Raw genomic sequence first — 16,247 nt, 5'->3', positions numbered from 1 at the left:
AGGTCATTGGCAATAGCAGCATTGTCGCACGACAAGGGGAGCACGTAGGATCAATTCATGGCCGAGCACCCGCACCACCACGGCGGCGTGTGGCACCGCGTCCGCCATGCGATCACCCCGCACTCGCACGACAGCGCGGACAAGGTCGACCCGGCCCTGGAGGCCTCCCGCGACGGCATGCGCGCCCTGTGGATCTCCCTGGCCGTCCTCGGGGTGACCGCCGCGCTGCAGGCGCTGATCGTCGCGTCCTCCGGATCGGTCGCCCTGCTCGGCGACACCCTGCACAACGTCGCCGACGCGTTGACCGCCGTCCCGCTCGGCATCGCGTTCTGGCTCGGCCGGCGAGCCGCTACCCGCGCGTACACCTACGGCTTCGGCCGGGCCGAGGACCTCGCCGGCATCGTGATCGTGCTGGTCATCGCCGGCTCGGCGATCGCCGCCGGCTGGCTCGCCGTCGACCGGCTGCTGGACCCGCGGCCGATGACCCACCTGCCCTGGGTGCTCGCGGCCGGGCTGATCGGCTTCTGCGGCAACGAGCTCGTCGCCCGGTACCGAATCACCGTCGGCCGGCGCATCGGCTCCGCCGCGCTGGTCGCCGACGGCCTGCACGCCCGCACCGACGGCTTCACCTCCCTGGCCGTCGTGCTCGCCGCGGCCGGCACCTGGCTCGGCTGGAGCTGGGCCGACCCGGTCATCGGCCTCGCCATCACCGTCGCCATCGCGTTCGTGCTCAAGGACGCCGCCCGCGAGGTGTACCGCCGGCTCATGGACCGCGTCGACCCGCGGCTCGTCGACCGGGCCGAGGCGGCCCTGCGCGCGATACCCGGCGTCCGCGACGTCGGCGGGCTGCGGCTGCGGTGGATCGGCCACCGCCTGCACGCCGAGGCCACGGTCGTCGTCGACGCCCAGCTCACCCTGCTCGCCGCGCACGAGATCGCCGCCGACGCCGAACACCAACTCACCCACCAGGTCCCCCGGCTGACCGGGGCCACCGTCCACGTCGACCCGGACAGCCACCCCGGCGGCCAGCACCACCCGGGCCTGTCACACGCCCGCCGCGACCGCCTCGCTCACGCCGGACACTGAACCGAGCCCGTATCGGATCGTCTCGGCCGTTCGGCACCGGTCAGCACCTTGGCGACGCCGCCGCTCGGATCGGGCCGGTAGAAGATGTCGATGTCCACCTCCTCGCCACCGACGTTGGCGGTGTCCCACTGTCCGCCCGCGAGCAGCGTTCGCAGCGTCGCGGCCTGCAGCTGTCGCAGGTGTTCCCGAAGCGTCGTGTCGTCGGGCAGGTCCGGGATCCGCGACGCCAGCCGGCCGCGGATCGAGCGCAGTCGAGCCATGAGCTCGTCGATGTCGGCTTCTTTCCCTGCGGCATCGGTGTCGGCGGTATCCTGCGCGAACGCATCCTTGATCGAGCGCGTGACGCCCTGCTCGTCGGTGATGACCATGGCCTTCCACGCGCGGCTCTTGTGGCGGTACTGCAGCATCGACATCGCCGCCTCGTGGCGGATGAAGTCGGCGTCACGGAGCGGTCTGCCACTCCAGGTGTTACCGAGCGAGCGGGCCAGAGAGATGGCCGACGCCAGCCCGCTGTTGAGCCCCCGTCCGGGCCAGAAGTGGATTGCATTGGCGGCGTCACCGAGCAGGAACGCGTACGTGCCGGGAGCATCGGCGGTGGCGGAGGACAGCTGGGCGGTGAACTTCGCCCGCTGCACCATGTCGAGCCGGAACGCGGTGACGGCGCTCAGGTCCTCCTCGGCCACGCCGAAGTAGCGCAGTCCCTCGAGCACCTGCCGCCAGAGCGCCGATCGCTTGATGAGGGAGGGCAGGAACAGGGTTTGATGGGTCGGGCAGCCGAAGTCGCCTTCGGCGTCGCGTGCCATCACGCACGGCCGGGACGCGATGCAGTCGGCGAAGACGCGACGGACGGGGTCTATCCCGACGACCTCCTGCGCCTCGGCGTCGGTGAGGCGCATGTTCAGGAAGCCCTCGCCGCGCAAGGAGTTCAGCAGGAATCTGTTCTGCGCCACCGTCAGCAGCACACTCATGGAGTCGGGCAGTGTGGACTTGACCTTCAGTCCAAGTACGACGTCCTGGAGATGTTCGCCGTCGAGCGAATAGATCGACTTGTCGGGACTGCCGAACTTGTGGACCAGGCGTTCCCGGGTGCGGGACCGGCCACCCTCGCAGATGGCGAGCACGTGGTCCCGAAGCACCGCGTCACGCCGCTCGTCGAGATCGAAGCGCTCCGGTATGAGCGTGATGCGCTGGGGCTTGGTGTTCGCGAGCTCGAGGAGCTTGTCCTCGACGTGGGCGATCCGGATGTTCCGCGGTCCATAACCGCGGATGGAGTCCGGACCGGCGGGCCACATCTCGGAGTATGAGTCCGTGTCGAACAGATGCGCCTGCACCTCCTCGGGAAGGTTCAGGTACTGGCGGCTCTGCAAGGTGACGACCTGTTGCCGCCGGTTGTTGCCCTGCGACTCGTCCTTCCAGACCACGCGAGACCCGTCCCGGGTCCAGCGGCCGTCGTACACGGTCACGGACACCCGCTCGCCCATCAGCCGGGTAAGCAACAGCGCCAGCGTCAGCCCTACCGGACCTCCGCCGGCAATCGTCGCCCGCAGGACCGGCATAGGTGTACGGCCGGCGGGCAGCACCGCGGGCAGACCGAGGACGGTGTCCATGACATCGGCCATCTCGAAGCAGAACGTCTCCTGGTCGATCGTGATGAGGTCGCCCGGCTGAAGCGCACGCGTGGTGACCCGCTCGCCGTTGACGAATGTCCCGTTGCTGCTGTTGTGGTCGTGCAACACGTGGCCACCGGACTCCGGACGGATCTCAGCATGCCGACGGGAGGCGCAAGATCCGGACAGCACAACGCTGTTGCCCGCCCGGCGCCCGAATGTCAGCGGCGTCGCGCCGAGCGGAAACCGCCGCCCGGTGAGCGGACCTTCACGCCCTACGATCTCGGGTGTCACTGCGTCCGTCCTTCCTCCGGGTCACAATCGACGCGGTGCCGTTGCTCACCTGCATCACGACAAAACCTGGAAGGCGGTTCATCTCTCCTGCACCTTGGTGCGGTGGACGACGTGGCGGAACTGCTGGACCGGATCTGGCGTACAGACGCGGCCGGCATGCTCGGCGCGCTCAGCCGGCGACTCGGCGACTTCGACCTGTGGTTATGACGGGACCGCAACCACCGCCCAGCGACCTCCGGAACCCGCTGACCTACGCGCCGATCAGAGTGCCACCGGCCCGCAGCCAGGCCCCTCCAGGCGCACGCACCTCCAGGCCCACCACCGGCGCGCCCGGGCTGTCACCGTCGCGGACGAACCGCACATCAGGGCAGCCATCCACGGCCGGCCACCAGCCCGCGGCCGGATCGTGCACGGCATGCCGGCGGCAGTGCTGCTCGTCCACGTAGCCCCAGGCCATCAGCACCTCCCGGCCCTGGAACACGTAGCGACCCACCGAGGCGATCCGGTCGCCGTCGTTACGCCGGTAGAAGTCAGCGCGCAGGCCGGGCACCGCCGTGCCCTCGAACTCCGCATCTGGCATCGAGCGGTGCAGGGCATAGCCGGTCAGATCAGGCAGGGCCACCATGGTTCCTTTCAGCCGACGGACTCGCTTCGGATGTCAGTCGCCGTCCCGACCTGTCCAGTTCCCGCGAACCCACCAACAGGTGACCAACGACCACGAAGCTCGGCGGCGGCCGCCGGCGCGGCTAGGCTGCGCGCCCGGCGTGGTAGGCGTTCCGCCGGCCACCGAGCAGGTCGGGCGAGCGGGATCGCCAGTCGATGATCAACTCACGTATCGTCCCGGGGCGGAAAATGACGACTACGGGGGTGAAGACCACCACACGTACCTGGCGACGCTGATCGCAGCGCGTTGCAGCGCCCGGTTCCTGCTGTCCGCGATCCATTTAGGGGATGAGACTAATGAGTTCCCTGGGCGATTTCGTCCGGTTGGACGCCACGACCTTGGAGCACATCCGGACCGGTCCGGATGACGCCTACGACGTCTTGAGCGCGCTGGAACCCCCAGAGAAGCTAGAGCTCGATGGGGCGTGGCGCCGACTGGGCGCCCTGCTCGACGCCGTCGGCCTCCCGCTCAACCCGATCACCGCGGGGGCACTCTTCCCGGACGAGCACTCGGCCTGGGGACAGAATCTCGATAGCCGGTCCCTGACGCCGGACGAAGTGGACCGCGCCGCGGCCGGACTCCGGCAGACGTCGTTCGCCGACCTCGAGGCGCACCTGCCCGTGGTGCTGGCAGCCGAGGACTGGGTGTACTTCGACGATAACCCCGAATCGCCGACCTTCATGACGCCGATCCCGCGTGAACAGTCCAGTCCGGTCGTCATCCCCGAGGAGACCGTCCGCAACATCAGCCTGACGCTGGCCAGAAGCTTCGTCGCGCTGGTGGCCTTCTTCGACGAGGCATCGACCAAGGCACAAAGCACCGTCTTCTGGGCGGCCTGACAGGTCCTGGTAGTGCTTTGACAGGCCGGGACGGCAGGGTCGAACGGTGCGGCTCGCGCCGCCCGATCGAGGGTGTCGCCTACGCCCGGCCGGTGTCGAGGCTGCGCAGGTACATCAGCGCGGCGAGGACCCGCACGTTGACCTGTGGGCGGTCACTGTCCCTGGCCGCTGGTAGGCGCAGCTTGTCGGCGATCACCGAGACGTGTTTCTCCACGGTGCTGATGCGGTTGCCGAGGACCTGGGCGATGCCCAGGTTGGACCGGCCCTCGGCCACCAGGGCCAGGACCCGTCGTTCGTGTGGGCTGAGCGCGGCCAGGGGGTCGGGTGCTCGGCGGCGGCCCATCAGCCGGTCGATGATCAGGCGGTCGATGACCACCTCGCCGGCCGCGACGCGGCGCAGCGCCTCGGTGAGTTCCGCCAGGTCGCCGACGCGCTCCTTCAGCAGGTACCCGATCGCCCGGGACTCGTCCTGCATCTGTAGCAGGCGCTCGGCGAAGTCGACCTCGGCGTACGAGGACAGCACGAGGATCGCCACGGCCGGGTAGTGCTCGCGTACCTGCTCCGCGATGACCAAGCCCTCGTCGCTGAAGGTGGGCGGCAGCCGGATGTCCAGGATGGCGACGTCCGGTGCGGCCGCGTTGATGGCGGCCAGCGCGCCCTCGGCGTCGGCGACCTTGGCGACGACCTCGACGCCGCGCCCGGCGAGCCCTTCGGCCAGCACGTCGCGCAGCAGGCCCTGATCCTCCACGATCACGATGCGCATCTGGCGTCCTTCCGTTCGTGGTGGCACGGCCGGGGCAACGGGAACTCGGCCGCGACCACTGTGCCGCCGGTTTTCCCTGCGGCGACGGTGAGCACGCCGCCGACCGCGGACACCCGGTCGGCGAGGGCGCGCAGGCCCGCGCCGTCCGGGTCGGCGCCGCCGCTCCCGTCGTCGCTGACCCGCACGACCAGCGCACCGCCGCCGCACCGGATGGAGAGCCGGACTCCCGCGGCGTCCGCATGCTTGTAGACGTTGCCGAGGGCCTCGGCCACCACGAAGTACGCGGTGCTCTCGATCTCCGGCTCGTGCCGGCCCGCGTGGGCGTCCACCGTGACCGGGATCGGGGCGCGGTCGACGAGGTTCGTCACCGCCGGCACCAGCCCGTGCTCGACCGGGTAGATGCCCTCGGTCAGCAGCCGCAGCGAGCCGATCGCGTCGCCGAGCTGGCGATGCGCCCGGTGCACCAGGGCTCCCGCCGGATCCGTGTCCCCCATTCGGTCGCGGGCCATGTCGAGCAGCACCAGGACGGCGAAGAGCTCCTGCTGGGCACCGTCGTGCAGATCGCGTTGGACCCGCCGGCGCTCGGTCATCGCGCTGCTGGCGATGCGGAGCCGGGAGTCTCGCAGCTGCCCGATCTGTGCGTGCAGGGTCGCGTACAGGTGTGCGTTCTCCAAGGCCAGCCCGGCGGCGGCGCCGGCCGCCTCGGCGACGGTCCGTTCGTTGTGCAGGGCCTCGTCGTGCTCGATGAGCGCCACGAGGACGCCGCGCCGGTCGACCCTGGTGACCGCCCGGCCCGACCCGGGACCCGGCAGAGCCCCACGCGGGCGGCCCGCACTGTCGACGTATCCGCCGCCGGACGTCGGGTACAGCAGTCGCAGGGTCGGGTCGCCGACCGCGCGGGCCAGGGAGCGTTCCAGGCGGCCCGGCGCGGGAACCTCGGCCGCCGGCTCCCCGAGCTCCAGGGCCACCCGAGCCACCCGCCAGGTGGCGGTCCGGCTGCGGCTCCGCTGCACAAAATGGATCACCGGTACGACCGGCAGGCTGATCACCATGGCGGCCAGCATGAGCGCCGCCTCGACGCGGACCGGCAGGTCGAGGAGCGCGATCAGGCTGACCGCCATGCCCATCCCGCACGCCACGACGATGAAGGTCCAGACCGGCTCCGCGGAGCGCCGCCGCATCCCGCTGGATCGCCACCACCGCTGCGCCATGATCAGGACCATGGCCGCGGCCGAGACCGCGAAGACCACGCTGCCGACGTCGGTGGCGGGGGTCCGCTGCTGCGAAAGCCCGAACGCCTGCGGCGCCGACGGGTGGTCCACCAGGTACGCCAGCACCTGCGTGGAGACGGAGGTGAAGTAGCCACCCAGCGCGAGCACCCGGGCCACCGGGTTGGTGAACCGGCCGGTCGGCCACGTGTACAGCAGATGACCGACCAGGGCGGTCCACGCGTACGCACCGCAGAAGCCGATAGCGAAGACCAGCGGCTGGGTACTGCCGCGCAGGAAGTTGACGTGCCACAGCGCCGCCGCGGCGACCATCATCCAGCCCAGCCGCGGCTGTGGCGCCCGGATCCAGACCACCACGCCGACCACGATGCCGACCAGTCCCCAGAGGCGCAGCCCGACATCCAGCCAGAGGCGCCCCGACGAGACCTGCCACGACACGGCGATGGCGGCGATGCCGAACGCCAACGCTGCCGCACCGACGCCGACGGCGGCCCGTACCCGTCCCACGCTCGACCTCCGGTCCGCCGTTGCGGCCCTGAGTATGCGGGGTGGTGGCCACGGTCTCGACGGCAGGTTTCCGGGCCGCGTCACACCCAGGTTCCTGCCTGCCGGGCGCGGCTCGGCGCCGTTAGCGTCCAGCGTTGCGCCCCGCGACACCACCACCGCCGGGCGGTCAGGACGCCGCGCGCCGCGCGGCCGCCCATCGACAACACGGAGGTATCGACGTGAAACCGTCCCGCATCGCGACCGCGGTCACCAGCGTGCTGCTCGCCGTCGGCACGCTGCTGGCCCCGACGGCCGCGCCCGCCAACGCCGCGGTGCCCGCGCCCTGCCAGGCAGACCACGACCGGCTGACGGGGCTCAACGCGCGGCTTGCCAGCCTGCAGGCGGCCCTACGCAACGCGCCCCCGTCGGAGAAGCCTGACATCGTGGAGCGGATCCGCGAGGTCCAGGCGAGCATCGCCGTGGTGAAGCCCCGCTACGAGCAGTGCCTGCGCGACAACAACGGATCCGCGCCGGCCCTGCTGGCCACGTTCACCGGACGCGTGACACTGACCACCACCGACAGCCGGGTGCCCGGGCCCCTGGTACGCGACGTCTCGTTCAACCTCTACTTCGATGGAGTGAACCGTGAGTCGGTCAGCGTCCGGTCCTGGCCGGACATCACCAGCGACGTGATCGATGCGGGGCCGGTGCAGTTCCGGGTGACCGTGCGCCTCGAGTCGGCCGCCGGCTCGTTCGACCGCTCCACGGGCGGCATGTCCCTCTCCCTGCGGCTGCTGTTCGACGAGAGCCTCTCGTTCCCGGCGGACTCGGACTCCCGCCTGCCGATCATCCTGCGCACCGACCAGCCGGGCGGCAGCCCGATGAACGCGGCTGGTTCCGTCGCCCTCGCCGGTACGGGGCGCTTCAGCAGCGGGCACCTCGGCGGCAAAGACGCCACGCTGACGGTGACCGGCACCGTGACGCCCAGGCCGTAGCGGACGCCACCACCTGTCCTGCTCGCCGGCGTACACCCGAGGGGTGTGCGCCGGTCAGGGTGTCCGGCGATCCACCAGGACCAGGGCGCCGCCGCTGGACCGAGCGGACAGACCAGCATGGTGCAGTCGTGGTCGGCGTCCTCGATCCACCAGCTGCGGGGCTGTGGACCGGCATCGGAAGGTACGGATAGCGTCCGGTGGCATGAGCCGGGCGATCACGGCTCGGACGGCTTCGCCCACGGCCGCTGTGTCGGCAGCGGCGATTAGCGCGGCGCTCCCTGCCGCAACCCGCGCTCACGCGTCAAGACCCGGCCACAGCGGCTGCACGATGTCACTCACCAGCACACCCACGGCACCGATGACCAGCAGCGCGGCCGAGCGGATTCTGGCTCACGGCGACCAACGGGCGGGTGACAACCGCGAGGTGCAGCAGGGCTCCGATGACGTACGCCCTGGGGATGTTTCCGATCTGGCCCGCATCGCCGATGACGACCACCCAGACCATCAGCAGCGTCGAGCACGCGAGCGCGAGTAGGTCGATGAGCCGTGCCCGGTCGACGAGAATCGCACCGACGCGGGTCAGTTGCGGCAAGCAACAGGCAAGCAACAGGCAAGCAACACGAACATGGCGTTGGCCGACCTGACCGAGGTTCACCTCTGTGCGCCCCATCGGCCATATTGAGTAGACGTCGTTCTATATCTGCAGGTCATGAGCCAATTATGTGGGCCGCCGGGGATTCGAACCCCGAACCTAAGGATTAAAAGTCCACAGAGGACACCGTGTCTGATCAATGGTCGGCGATAAGCAACCGACCCTTGACCTGGGCAAACTCGAGCGCCGAGGCGGGGAAGCGAGTTCTGTGCGGACCGTGGGTGCTCCTGGGGTGCTCGTCTGTCTGAGACGGCTCCAGTCCGGCGGTGTGCCGAACAAGCCCAGAGGGCTATCCAGAGTCGTTCCGTCTGCAAGGTCGACTATCACTCAAGCGGACAGCGCGCGTCCCATGGGAGTGAAACGCAGCTTGGGAACTCGCGTGGGAGATCGAATCCGCGCACCTCAACGCTCCGCGCTCCAGGTCAGAGAGGTCTGCGCTCCCCCGGCTCCCCGTGGTTCTCCGTCGCTACGAGCACGAAGGGGCACGGCGGTGTCCGGTCGCAGAAACACGCCGCCCAGGGCGACCCGCTGATTCGGTGGCAAGCCGGCGGAGCCGGTACGGCAGCGGATCGCCGGTGGTCGTGCGGTGGGCGACCGTTGATGCGATCGTCACGGCGCCTTGGTCCTGGGCGCGGTTCCGGCGGGTGTCGGCGGCTTCCCGCCCCGGTGCCGAAGGCTGACCGGGGCGGCTTGCCGCCGGCCGGCTCGCCGCGCCCGCACCGCGGAGCCTTGATCCAGAAAAGAGCAATTCGGCAGTGTCGGACCAACGGCCAGTGTCCCGTCACGGCTGATGCTTGACACTGGCGTCCCACCTGACGCTTGACATGATCGATATGCCAGCCTCCGAGCAACTACACAGCCGTACTGTGCCGACTGTGACCAGGTTGCTCTCGGCCCTCGGCCGCCATCGGCGACTCATCCTGGCTCTCGGCCTCGCCGGGGCCGTCGCGTACGTGCTGGCCAGCTGCTGGGTACCGAGCCTGGCTGGCCGGGCATTCCCTGCCTTGATCGTGCTGGCCCTGTCTGCCCTTGCGCTGGCGCTCCTGTTGTCCGCGCTATGGCGGCATCGGGCCTTCGAGGTACGCCCCACGGTGCCCGCCTTCAGCGCACCACCCCACCCAGCTGCCGCCCTCTACGCGCTCACGATGCTAATCCTCGCCATGGGGACGACCGGCTTCGTCGTCCGAGACATCAGAACGACCGACACCTTCATGGAGTGGCTGCTCGGCCTCGTCATATGGATTGCCGCCGTACCGACCTACGTCGGAGCATGGCGCGAGGGAGGCATCGAGCTACGCCCCCGACGCGCTGCGAGACCGGGAATGGGCCGGCACGCTGATCGTGCCGTGGGACGCCCTGCCCGTGGTACCGCTACCCCTCCCCGCCGATGATCGAGGCACGCTACCTGTCCGCTACGCCCGCCCGGAACTCGTCCGCCGACACGGGCTCGTCACAAGCCGACGCCACCTCCAGACCGCCAACATCGACCACGACCTGGCGGCCCACGTCATCCGCTACTACACCAATCCCCCCGAATACCGCCCGGCCATCGGCACCCAGGACGAATACGACCGACTCATGAGCGAGATCAGCGAACCGCCGTCATCCCCGCCCGAACAGAGTTGTCTAGGCCAAACGTGAAGCATGAGCTGGGACGGATTTGTCAAGCATCAGCTGGGATTAGGCACGGACCGACGGCCAATGTCGCCAGCAGCCAAGCATTGCTATGGCGCCCGTGTCGCACATTAGGCGGCGGTGATCTGTCGCACGTGTTCACCCGCCCGGACGGCCTTCCCCCCACCCGAACTATTTCACGAAACGCCTTCGCTTCCTCACTGACCTGTGCGGCCTACCACCGGTGCGGTTGCACGACCTGCAAAATGGGGCGGCCAGCCTCGCGCACACCGCCGGCGCCGACCTTAAGACCGTCCAGGACCAGCTCGGGCACGCCAGCATCGTGCTCACCGCCGACACCTACACCAGCGTCCTGCCCGCCGCCCAGCACAAGGCCGCCGAAGCCACCGCCCGGCTCATCCTCACCACCGCCCGCAACGCCCGCGCCAAGATGACCGCCAAGAACCGGCGCCGCCGCCCGTCCGGACCGCCGCCGCGGCCGGCCCAGACGTCCACCACACCACCCCGCGCTAACACCGCTACCGCCGGCAAAACCCCAGGTCAGAGAGCAGAAACGAAGCAGCATCAGGCATAAATGCCTACGAAACGGTCCAAGCGACGATGAGTGACCAACAAGCGTCCACGCACCACAACGGATAGTCGCGTCCGGGGAAACCGCAGGTCACCAGGGTGGGCCGCCGGGATTCGAACCCCGAACCTAAGGTAAAAAGTCAGCCGTTCACCCTCGACGAGATTCCAGGCTTGACTCCAATTCTTTGCTGTGCCCGCTCTAGGCTCAGCGACAGCGCATCGGCGGAAAGAACGATTTCGACTTCGACTAGCGATCCCTTCGCTCCGTAGAAGACGGGATCGAAGGGGGAGAGTCCCAGTGCTTGACAGTACTGGTTCAGAACATCGCTCGTGAATCTGTCTTTGATCCGCCGAGCGGAGTAGTGCGAGATGTCCTCGAAGTCTTGTATCGTACCGCCAGCTTCGAATTGCCATCGACTTCCGTCATGTGTCACGGATATCGTTCGGACGTAGTTCAAAAATTCAGTGTCCTCCGGGCCAAGTAGTTCGAACTGCACGGCGCCGAGGCGTCCAGGTTGTTCGAGCTTGGTACCGAAGGTGTGAGGGATCGAGGAAACGATCACGCCACGGCACTTCAGAGTTCGCGTCAAATGGCCAACGAAGGAAACTCCGTCGGTTCCGTCGGCGCCACAGTCGAAGTATGCCGTCCAGTCCGGATTTGCCGTCTGAACGAGAAGTTCGCGTGGCCTCGCATGAGTGGTTAGCGGTGCGAGCATGGCAATCATTTGCGGTAGCGTGCCACCAATTTGTCGCACGCCAACTCTACCAGGGTTCAACTCTTTTCGCCACGACTCCAACCCGGCCGTTGCAACGGGCAACGGTAGGTTCAAGAATGCCACAGTGGATGTCGTGGGAGCGAGTTGATCGGACAATAGCGTTAGCACTTGTCTGCCTCTCTACGGCAGTTCGTGTAGTTCGACGTTGCCGGCCTTTGGATCATTCGCCCGGATACGCTTTTCATGGCCGGGTCCGCGGCCGGAGCGTGGCGAATCCCATTCTTCATAGTATCGCTTCTGGTTGAGGGTGTACTGGAGGTCCGGTCGGTTGGTGCCTACTCGTACGCCTGCAGCGTTGATCTGCTGTTGATTGAGACGGATGTCAGTCGCACCCTGCGCTTGGAGGTCTTTGATACGAGCTTGGACTGCGCGGTCGTGTGAAGCCCGTCCGATGGACCGGTTCCTCAACGGCAGAGGTTTCGGCGCTAGAGGGTTGACCCTAACGTCTTGAGGAAGCCTTGTTGGCCCTGTACCTCGAAGCCCTAGGCCGAGGTATAGCAGGGTTCCAGCGGTATTGGCAGTGTTGTAGTAACCGTCGTACGCGATGGTGCAGTCGGCGCCGAAGCCTTGGCGTACCGCCTGGGAAATACCCAGGGTGACTGCGTCACCGAAGCCAGCACCTGCGCTGAGTGCGTGTTTCGTCATGGCTGCGTTGGGGTGATGTGCCATCAAGGCGACGATGGGGCCGGTGAGAAAGTCTGCCGCTGGGCTTTGTACGAAGTTTTCGAACCAGTTGCAGTCTGCGCACAATCCAGTGGGGTCAGTGTCCTGCAGCGGGTTGTTGTTGGTGTAGGCGTATGGGGTCAGGGTGCCGTCGATGATCGGGTCGATGGTGAGGAATTGTCCGGTGGTGGGGTCGTAGTCGCGGGCGCGGAGATAGACCAGTCCGGTGGTGGGGTCGGTCCAGGCGCCGGTATAACCGATGTTGCTGTGTGCTGCGCCGTCCCGGTTGAGCAAGCGGCCATAGGGATCGTAGGTGTTGGTCCCCGTGACGTCGCCGTCAGTGTTGGTGATGTGGGTGACGGTGCCCTGTTGGTCGGTGTGTAGGTACTCGGTGGTGCCGTCAGCGGCTACCTGGGCGTACGGGGTTAGGCCGGGTCCATAGAGGTATCGGTGTGTGCCGTCGGCGAGGAGTAGGGGCATGTCGCCGGCAGTGGACCAGACGAATGACGTCGTGTCGTCGTCCGCGGTACGGGTGACGCGGAGGCCGTTGCCGTTATAGGCGTAGCCGACCTGCTGGGCATCCTGCTCGCCGCTGCTGGGCAGGTTGACGCCGGTAAGCCGATTGGCCAGGTCGTAGGTGTAGGTCTTGGACTGGCTGTCGAGGTCGGCGGTGGTGCGGTTGCCGCGTGAGTCGAAGCCGTAGCTGGTGACCGCCCCGTTCGGGGCGGTGCTGGTGGTGAGTTGTTGCTTGGTGTCGTACTCGTGCGTGGTGCCGTCCGGAATGCCCTTGATCAGGCCGCCTGGGGTGACGGTGTACTGGCCGGTGTCACCCAGGCCACTGGTGGTGGTGATCGATGCGATCTGGCGGGTGCCGGTGTAGGTGTAGGTATGTGCGCTGCTGGGCTTGGTGCTGCTGGTGAGCTGGCCGGCGTCGTCGTAGCTGTAGCTGAACGTGCCGAGCGTCGTCTGGCCGTGGGTGAGTTTGATGTCGGTGACGGCGCCGTTGTTGTCGTAGTCGGTGTTGCTGACTACTCCGTCCGGGGTCGTTTGGGTGTCGAGCTGGCCATCGTCGGTCCAGGTGAACGATGTGATTTGGTCGTTCCAGTCGGTGGCGTCGGTCATGCGGCCGGCGCCGTCGTACTTGTAGGTGACCTTGTCCCCGCCGGGGTAGGTGAGCTCCTTGAGCAGTCCGGCGTGGTCGTAGGTGTAGCCGACGGCGCCCGCACTGTTGGTGGCGGTGTGCAGTCGTCCGGCGTCGTCGTAGAGGTACGAGGTGGCGCCGGTGCCGTCGGTCATGAGGGTGCGTCGACCGGTGCTGTCGTACTCGTAGTGCACCGACGGCGTCGCGCTGTCGCTGTACTTCAGGTCGGTCATGCGGCCCGCGTGGTCGTATTCGCGCGTGACGCTGGTGTCATCGTTTTCGATGGTGGCCCTGGATCGGCCCACTTCGTCGTAGGTGTACTTGGTGACCGCGCCGCCGGGTAACGTGCGCTTCTCGGTCTGGCCGGCGGCGTTGCGGTCGTAGCTGGTGATGCCACCGTCAGGGTTCTTGACGGACTTCAGGGTGCCGTCGTCGTAGTACTCGTAGTCGATCGTGCCGGTGTCAGGGTTGGAAACGACGTCGAGCTGACCGTCCGCGGTGTACGTGCGCTTGGTGACCCGGTCGTTGGGGTCGGTGGTGTCGAGCAGGCGGCCGACGCCGTCATGGGTGTAGCTGGTCTTCTTCTCCCGGGCGTCGATGGTGCTGTCGACTTCGCCGGCGTCGTTGTACTTGGTCCGGGTGATGTGTTCGTCGGGCGTTTTCGTGGCTACGAGCCGGTCCTGCAGGTCGTAGGTGTAGCCGGTGATGCCAGCCGCGGTCTTTTCGGTGAGCATGTTGCCGCGGCCGTCGTAGGTATAGCTGACGGTGTTGCCGTTGGGTTTGGTGACCTTGTCCAGCCGGTCGGCCGCGTCGTAGTCGTACGTGGTCTCTTTGCCCGCCGTGTCCTTGGTGGCCTCAAGCCGGCCGGCCAGGTCGTAGATGGTGTAGCTGGTGTCTTCTTCAGCGTCGGTGGTCGAGTACGCGGTGCCGTCCGGGTAGTAGTCGAACTTGGTGATGTGCTCCAACGCATCCTTGACGGTCTTGAGCCGTCCGGCGCCGTCGTAGGTCTTGTGGGTGGTGTGCTCCAAGGCGTCGGTCATGTCCTGGACGCGGCCGTCCAGGTCGTAGGCGTACGTGGTTTCCCGTTGCACCGGGTCCTTGACCGACTTCAGATCTCCGTTGGCGTAGTAGTCGTAGGTCGCCGCTGGTCGTCCGGGCAGTGCGGCCGACTTGAGAGTGCTGTCGGAGTTGTAGGTGAAGGTCGTGACCTTGCCGCTGGGCGTGGCAGCGGAAAGCCTGTTCCCACGCGCGTCATAGGTGTATTCCGTGGGGCTCTGGCCGGGCAAGGATTCGGACAGCAGATCACCGGCGCTGCTGTAGCTCCACTTCGTGAGCCGCTCCAGCGGGTCGGTGTGGGTGAGCTTGTTACCGGCCGCGTCGTAGGTGTATCGGTCGATGGTGTCGTCGGGCCCGATGATCGTCACCGGTCGTGAAGTGACCGGGTCGTACTCCCAGCGCGTGGTGGCGGCGTCCGGGGTTCCGACGGCCTGGATCTGCTTGCGTAGCTGCCCGTCGACGTACTCCTCGTAGGTCTTGACGTCGCCGGGGGCGGTGATGGTGACCGTGGAGGTACCGACCTCGTCGCCGTCGGTGTAGTCGAACTTCCACACGCGGTTCAGCGCCTGGGTCTGCTTCACCACCCGGCCGGCCGTGTCGAACTCGTTGGACACTTCTGCAAGGCGGGGGTTGGTCTTCTTAGTGAGCAGATGCCGAGTGTCGTAGTCGTACAGCCAGGGGGCCTGTGTGGGGTCGACGACCTTGGTGAGGTTGCCGCTGGCGTCCTGGGTATAGACCGCCTGGGCACCGGACGGCGCCGTGACCGTCTCGAGGTAGCCGGCTGCGTCGTAGGAGAACGCCAGTGCGCGGCCGGATGCCCCGGTGACCGCGGTGAGCTGGCCGCTGCCGTTGTAGGTGAAGTTCAGAACCCGGCCGTTACGAGCGACCTGGCGGGTGATCTTCCCTGCCGCGTTGAACGTCATGGTGATCTGCTGCCTGCGGGCGAACGTCCACGTGCCGTCCGCGTTCTTGACCAGGGTGGCCTGCAGACGCGGGGCGCCCTTGTAGGTGCCGTCGGCCTGCTTGGTGAACGTTGCAGCGCTGCCGTTCTCCTGGCTGACCACCACCGTGGAGTACTGCGTCATGTCCTTGACGTTCATGCCGAACGGCCAGGCCCAGCCGTAGCCGACGACCGACTTGATGTTCGCGGTAGCCGAGCTGTAGGTGCGCGACATCGACAGCTCGCCGCCGTGGTCGAGCACGCTCAGGTCGGTGGCCGGCTCGAACAGGGCACCAGTGTCGGTCTGGATCGGGTCGGCGTAGGAGGCGTTGCAGTTGCACTCGGCCGGGTTACCACCGCCAGCGGTCTCCCACGGCAGTGTCGGGCCACCCAGGTCAACCGGACGCTTGATCTTGCGGATCTTCCGTAGCCAGGCACCGATCGCGCCGCTATCCGCGGCGTACAGGTGCTTGCCGTCAGAGGCGATGCCGGTGACACCGGCGAACTGCGCGTCGTAGAACGCACCATCTGCGTGACCTGCCGAGAAGCCGGCGATGAGCATCTTGGTGCCATCGAGCTTGTTGATGCGGACGATGGACAAGGCGGTACTGCCGGTGCTGTCGCGCTGGGCGGCATAGAGATAGTCACCGACGGAGACCATCGCCATGATCGGCAGATAGCCGAGGCTGTTGGTGATCAGGGTCTTGGCGCCGGTGACCGGGTCGATGCGGAAGAGACTGCCGGACCAGGCCGGCGAGCCGTACAGGTAGGTGTCGTCGGCGGCGATCGCGTTGGCTTCGTTGTAGCCGGAGTTGATGACGTTGTAGAGCAGGGTGGGGGCGCTGCCGCTG

11 protein-coding genes and 1 tRNA gene are annotated in these 16,247 nt (G+C 67.5%); 4 read left to right on the top strand and 8 right to left on the bottom strand.

Going from position 1 to position 16,247, the window contains the following annotated elements; translation table 11 throughout:
• Positions 1-57 precede the first annotated feature (57 nt).
• Complete coding sequence (locus ACIBSW_RS25135; protein ID WP_354719117.1) at positions 58-1,086, top strand: cation diffusion facilitator family transporter; 1,029 nt, start codon at positions 58-60, stop codon at positions 1,084-1,086.
• Here the strand turns inward: ACIBSW_RS25135 and ACIBSW_RS25130 are convergent.
• Positions 1,071-2,987: an FHA domain-containing protein gene (locus tag ACIBSW_RS25130; protein WP_354719115.1), complete on the bottom strand. Its 1,917-nt coding sequence runs from the start codon at positions 2,985-2,987 to the stop codon at positions 1,071-1,073. The genes ACIBSW_RS25135 and ACIBSW_RS25130 overlap by 16 nt on opposite strands.
• 250 nt (positions 2,988-3,237) lie before the next feature.
• Entirely contained in the window at positions 3,238-3,609 is a 372-nt protein-coding gene (locus ACIBSW_RS25125) for a hypothetical protein (protein WP_354719113.1), read from the bottom strand.
• 338 nt (positions 3,610-3,947) lie between these two features.
• Between ACIBSW_RS25125 and ACIBSW_RS25120 the strand changes: the two genes are divergently transcribed.
• A complete protein-coding gene (locus ACIBSW_RS25120; protein ID WP_354719111.1) occupies positions 3,948-4,490 on the top strand; it encodes a DUF1877 family protein in 543 nt (180 codons plus the stop codon).
• Between the two features lie 79 nt (positions 4,491-4,569).
• Here ACIBSW_RS25120 and ACIBSW_RS25115 read toward each other — a convergent pair whose 3' ends face one another.
• Both ACIBSW_RS25115 and ACIBSW_RS25110 read right to left on the bottom strand, forming a co-directional pair.
• Entirely contained in the window at positions 4,570-5,253 is a 684-nt protein-coding gene (locus tag ACIBSW_RS25115) for a response regulator transcription factor (RefSeq protein ID WP_354719109.1), read from the bottom strand.
• Entirely contained in the window at positions 5,241-6,989 is a 1,749-nt protein-coding gene (locus ACIBSW_RS25110; protein WP_354719107.1) for a histidine kinase, read from the bottom strand. The genes ACIBSW_RS25115 and ACIBSW_RS25110 overlap by 13 nt, the downstream gene beginning before the upstream one ends.
• A gap of 218 nt (positions 6,990-7,207) precedes the next feature.
• Between ACIBSW_RS25110 and ACIBSW_RS25105 the strand changes: the two genes are divergently transcribed.
• Positions 7,208-7,963 (top strand): hypothetical protein, encoded by a 756-nt coding sequence (locus tag ACIBSW_RS25105; protein WP_354719105.1) that lies wholly within the window; start codon positions 7,208-7,210, stop codon positions 7,961-7,963.
• A gap of 331 nt (positions 7,964-8,294) precedes the next feature.
• On the opposite strand, the gene ACIBSW_RS25100 is transcribed toward ACIBSW_RS25105, so the two are convergent.
• Both ACIBSW_RS25100 and ACIBSW_RS25095 read right to left on the bottom strand, forming a co-directional pair.
• Entirely contained in the window at positions 8,295-8,618 is a 324-nt protein-coding gene (locus ACIBSW_RS25100; RefSeq protein WP_354719104.1) for a hypothetical protein, read from the bottom strand.
• 68 nt (positions 8,619-8,686) lie between these two features.
• A tRNA-Ser gene (locus tag ACIBSW_RS25095) sits at positions 8,687-8,779 on the bottom strand.
• 1,694 nt (positions 8,780-10,473) lie between these two features.
• Between ACIBSW_RS25095 and ACIBSW_RS25090 the strand changes: the two genes are divergently transcribed.
• The gene (locus ACIBSW_RS25090) at positions 10,474-10,824 is read left to right on the top strand and encodes a hypothetical protein (RefSeq protein WP_354719103.1); all 351 of its coding nucleotides are present in this window, start codon (positions 10,474-10,476) and stop codon (positions 10,822-10,824) included.
• Positions 10,825-10,960: 136 nt separating this feature from the next.
• On the opposite strand, the gene ACIBSW_RS25085 is transcribed toward ACIBSW_RS25090, so the two are convergent.
• Together ACIBSW_RS25085 and ACIBSW_RS25080 are read right to left on the bottom strand one after the other, a co-directional pair.
• On the bottom strand, positions 10,961-11,545 hold the full coding sequence (locus ACIBSW_RS25085) for a hypothetical protein (protein ID WP_354719101.1): 585 nt from the start codon (positions 11,543-11,545) through the stop codon (positions 10,961-10,963).
• Positions 11,546-11,716: 171 nt separating this feature from the next.
• Complete coding sequence (locus ACIBSW_RS25080; protein ID WP_354719100.1) at positions 11,717-16,063, bottom strand: RHS repeat-associated core domain-containing protein; 4,347 nt, start codon at positions 16,061-16,063, stop codon at positions 11,717-11,719.
• Between the last annotated feature and the right edge of the window lie 184 nt (positions 16,064-16,247).

Source organism: Actinoplanes sp. NPDC049668, from assembly GCF_044465445.1.
Lineage (GTDB): Bacteria > Actinomycetota > Actinomycetes > Mycobacteriales > Micromonosporaceae > Actinoplanes.
Note: the sequence above shows the minus strand (reverse complement) of the source record. Positions and strands in the feature narration are given on the sequence as shown.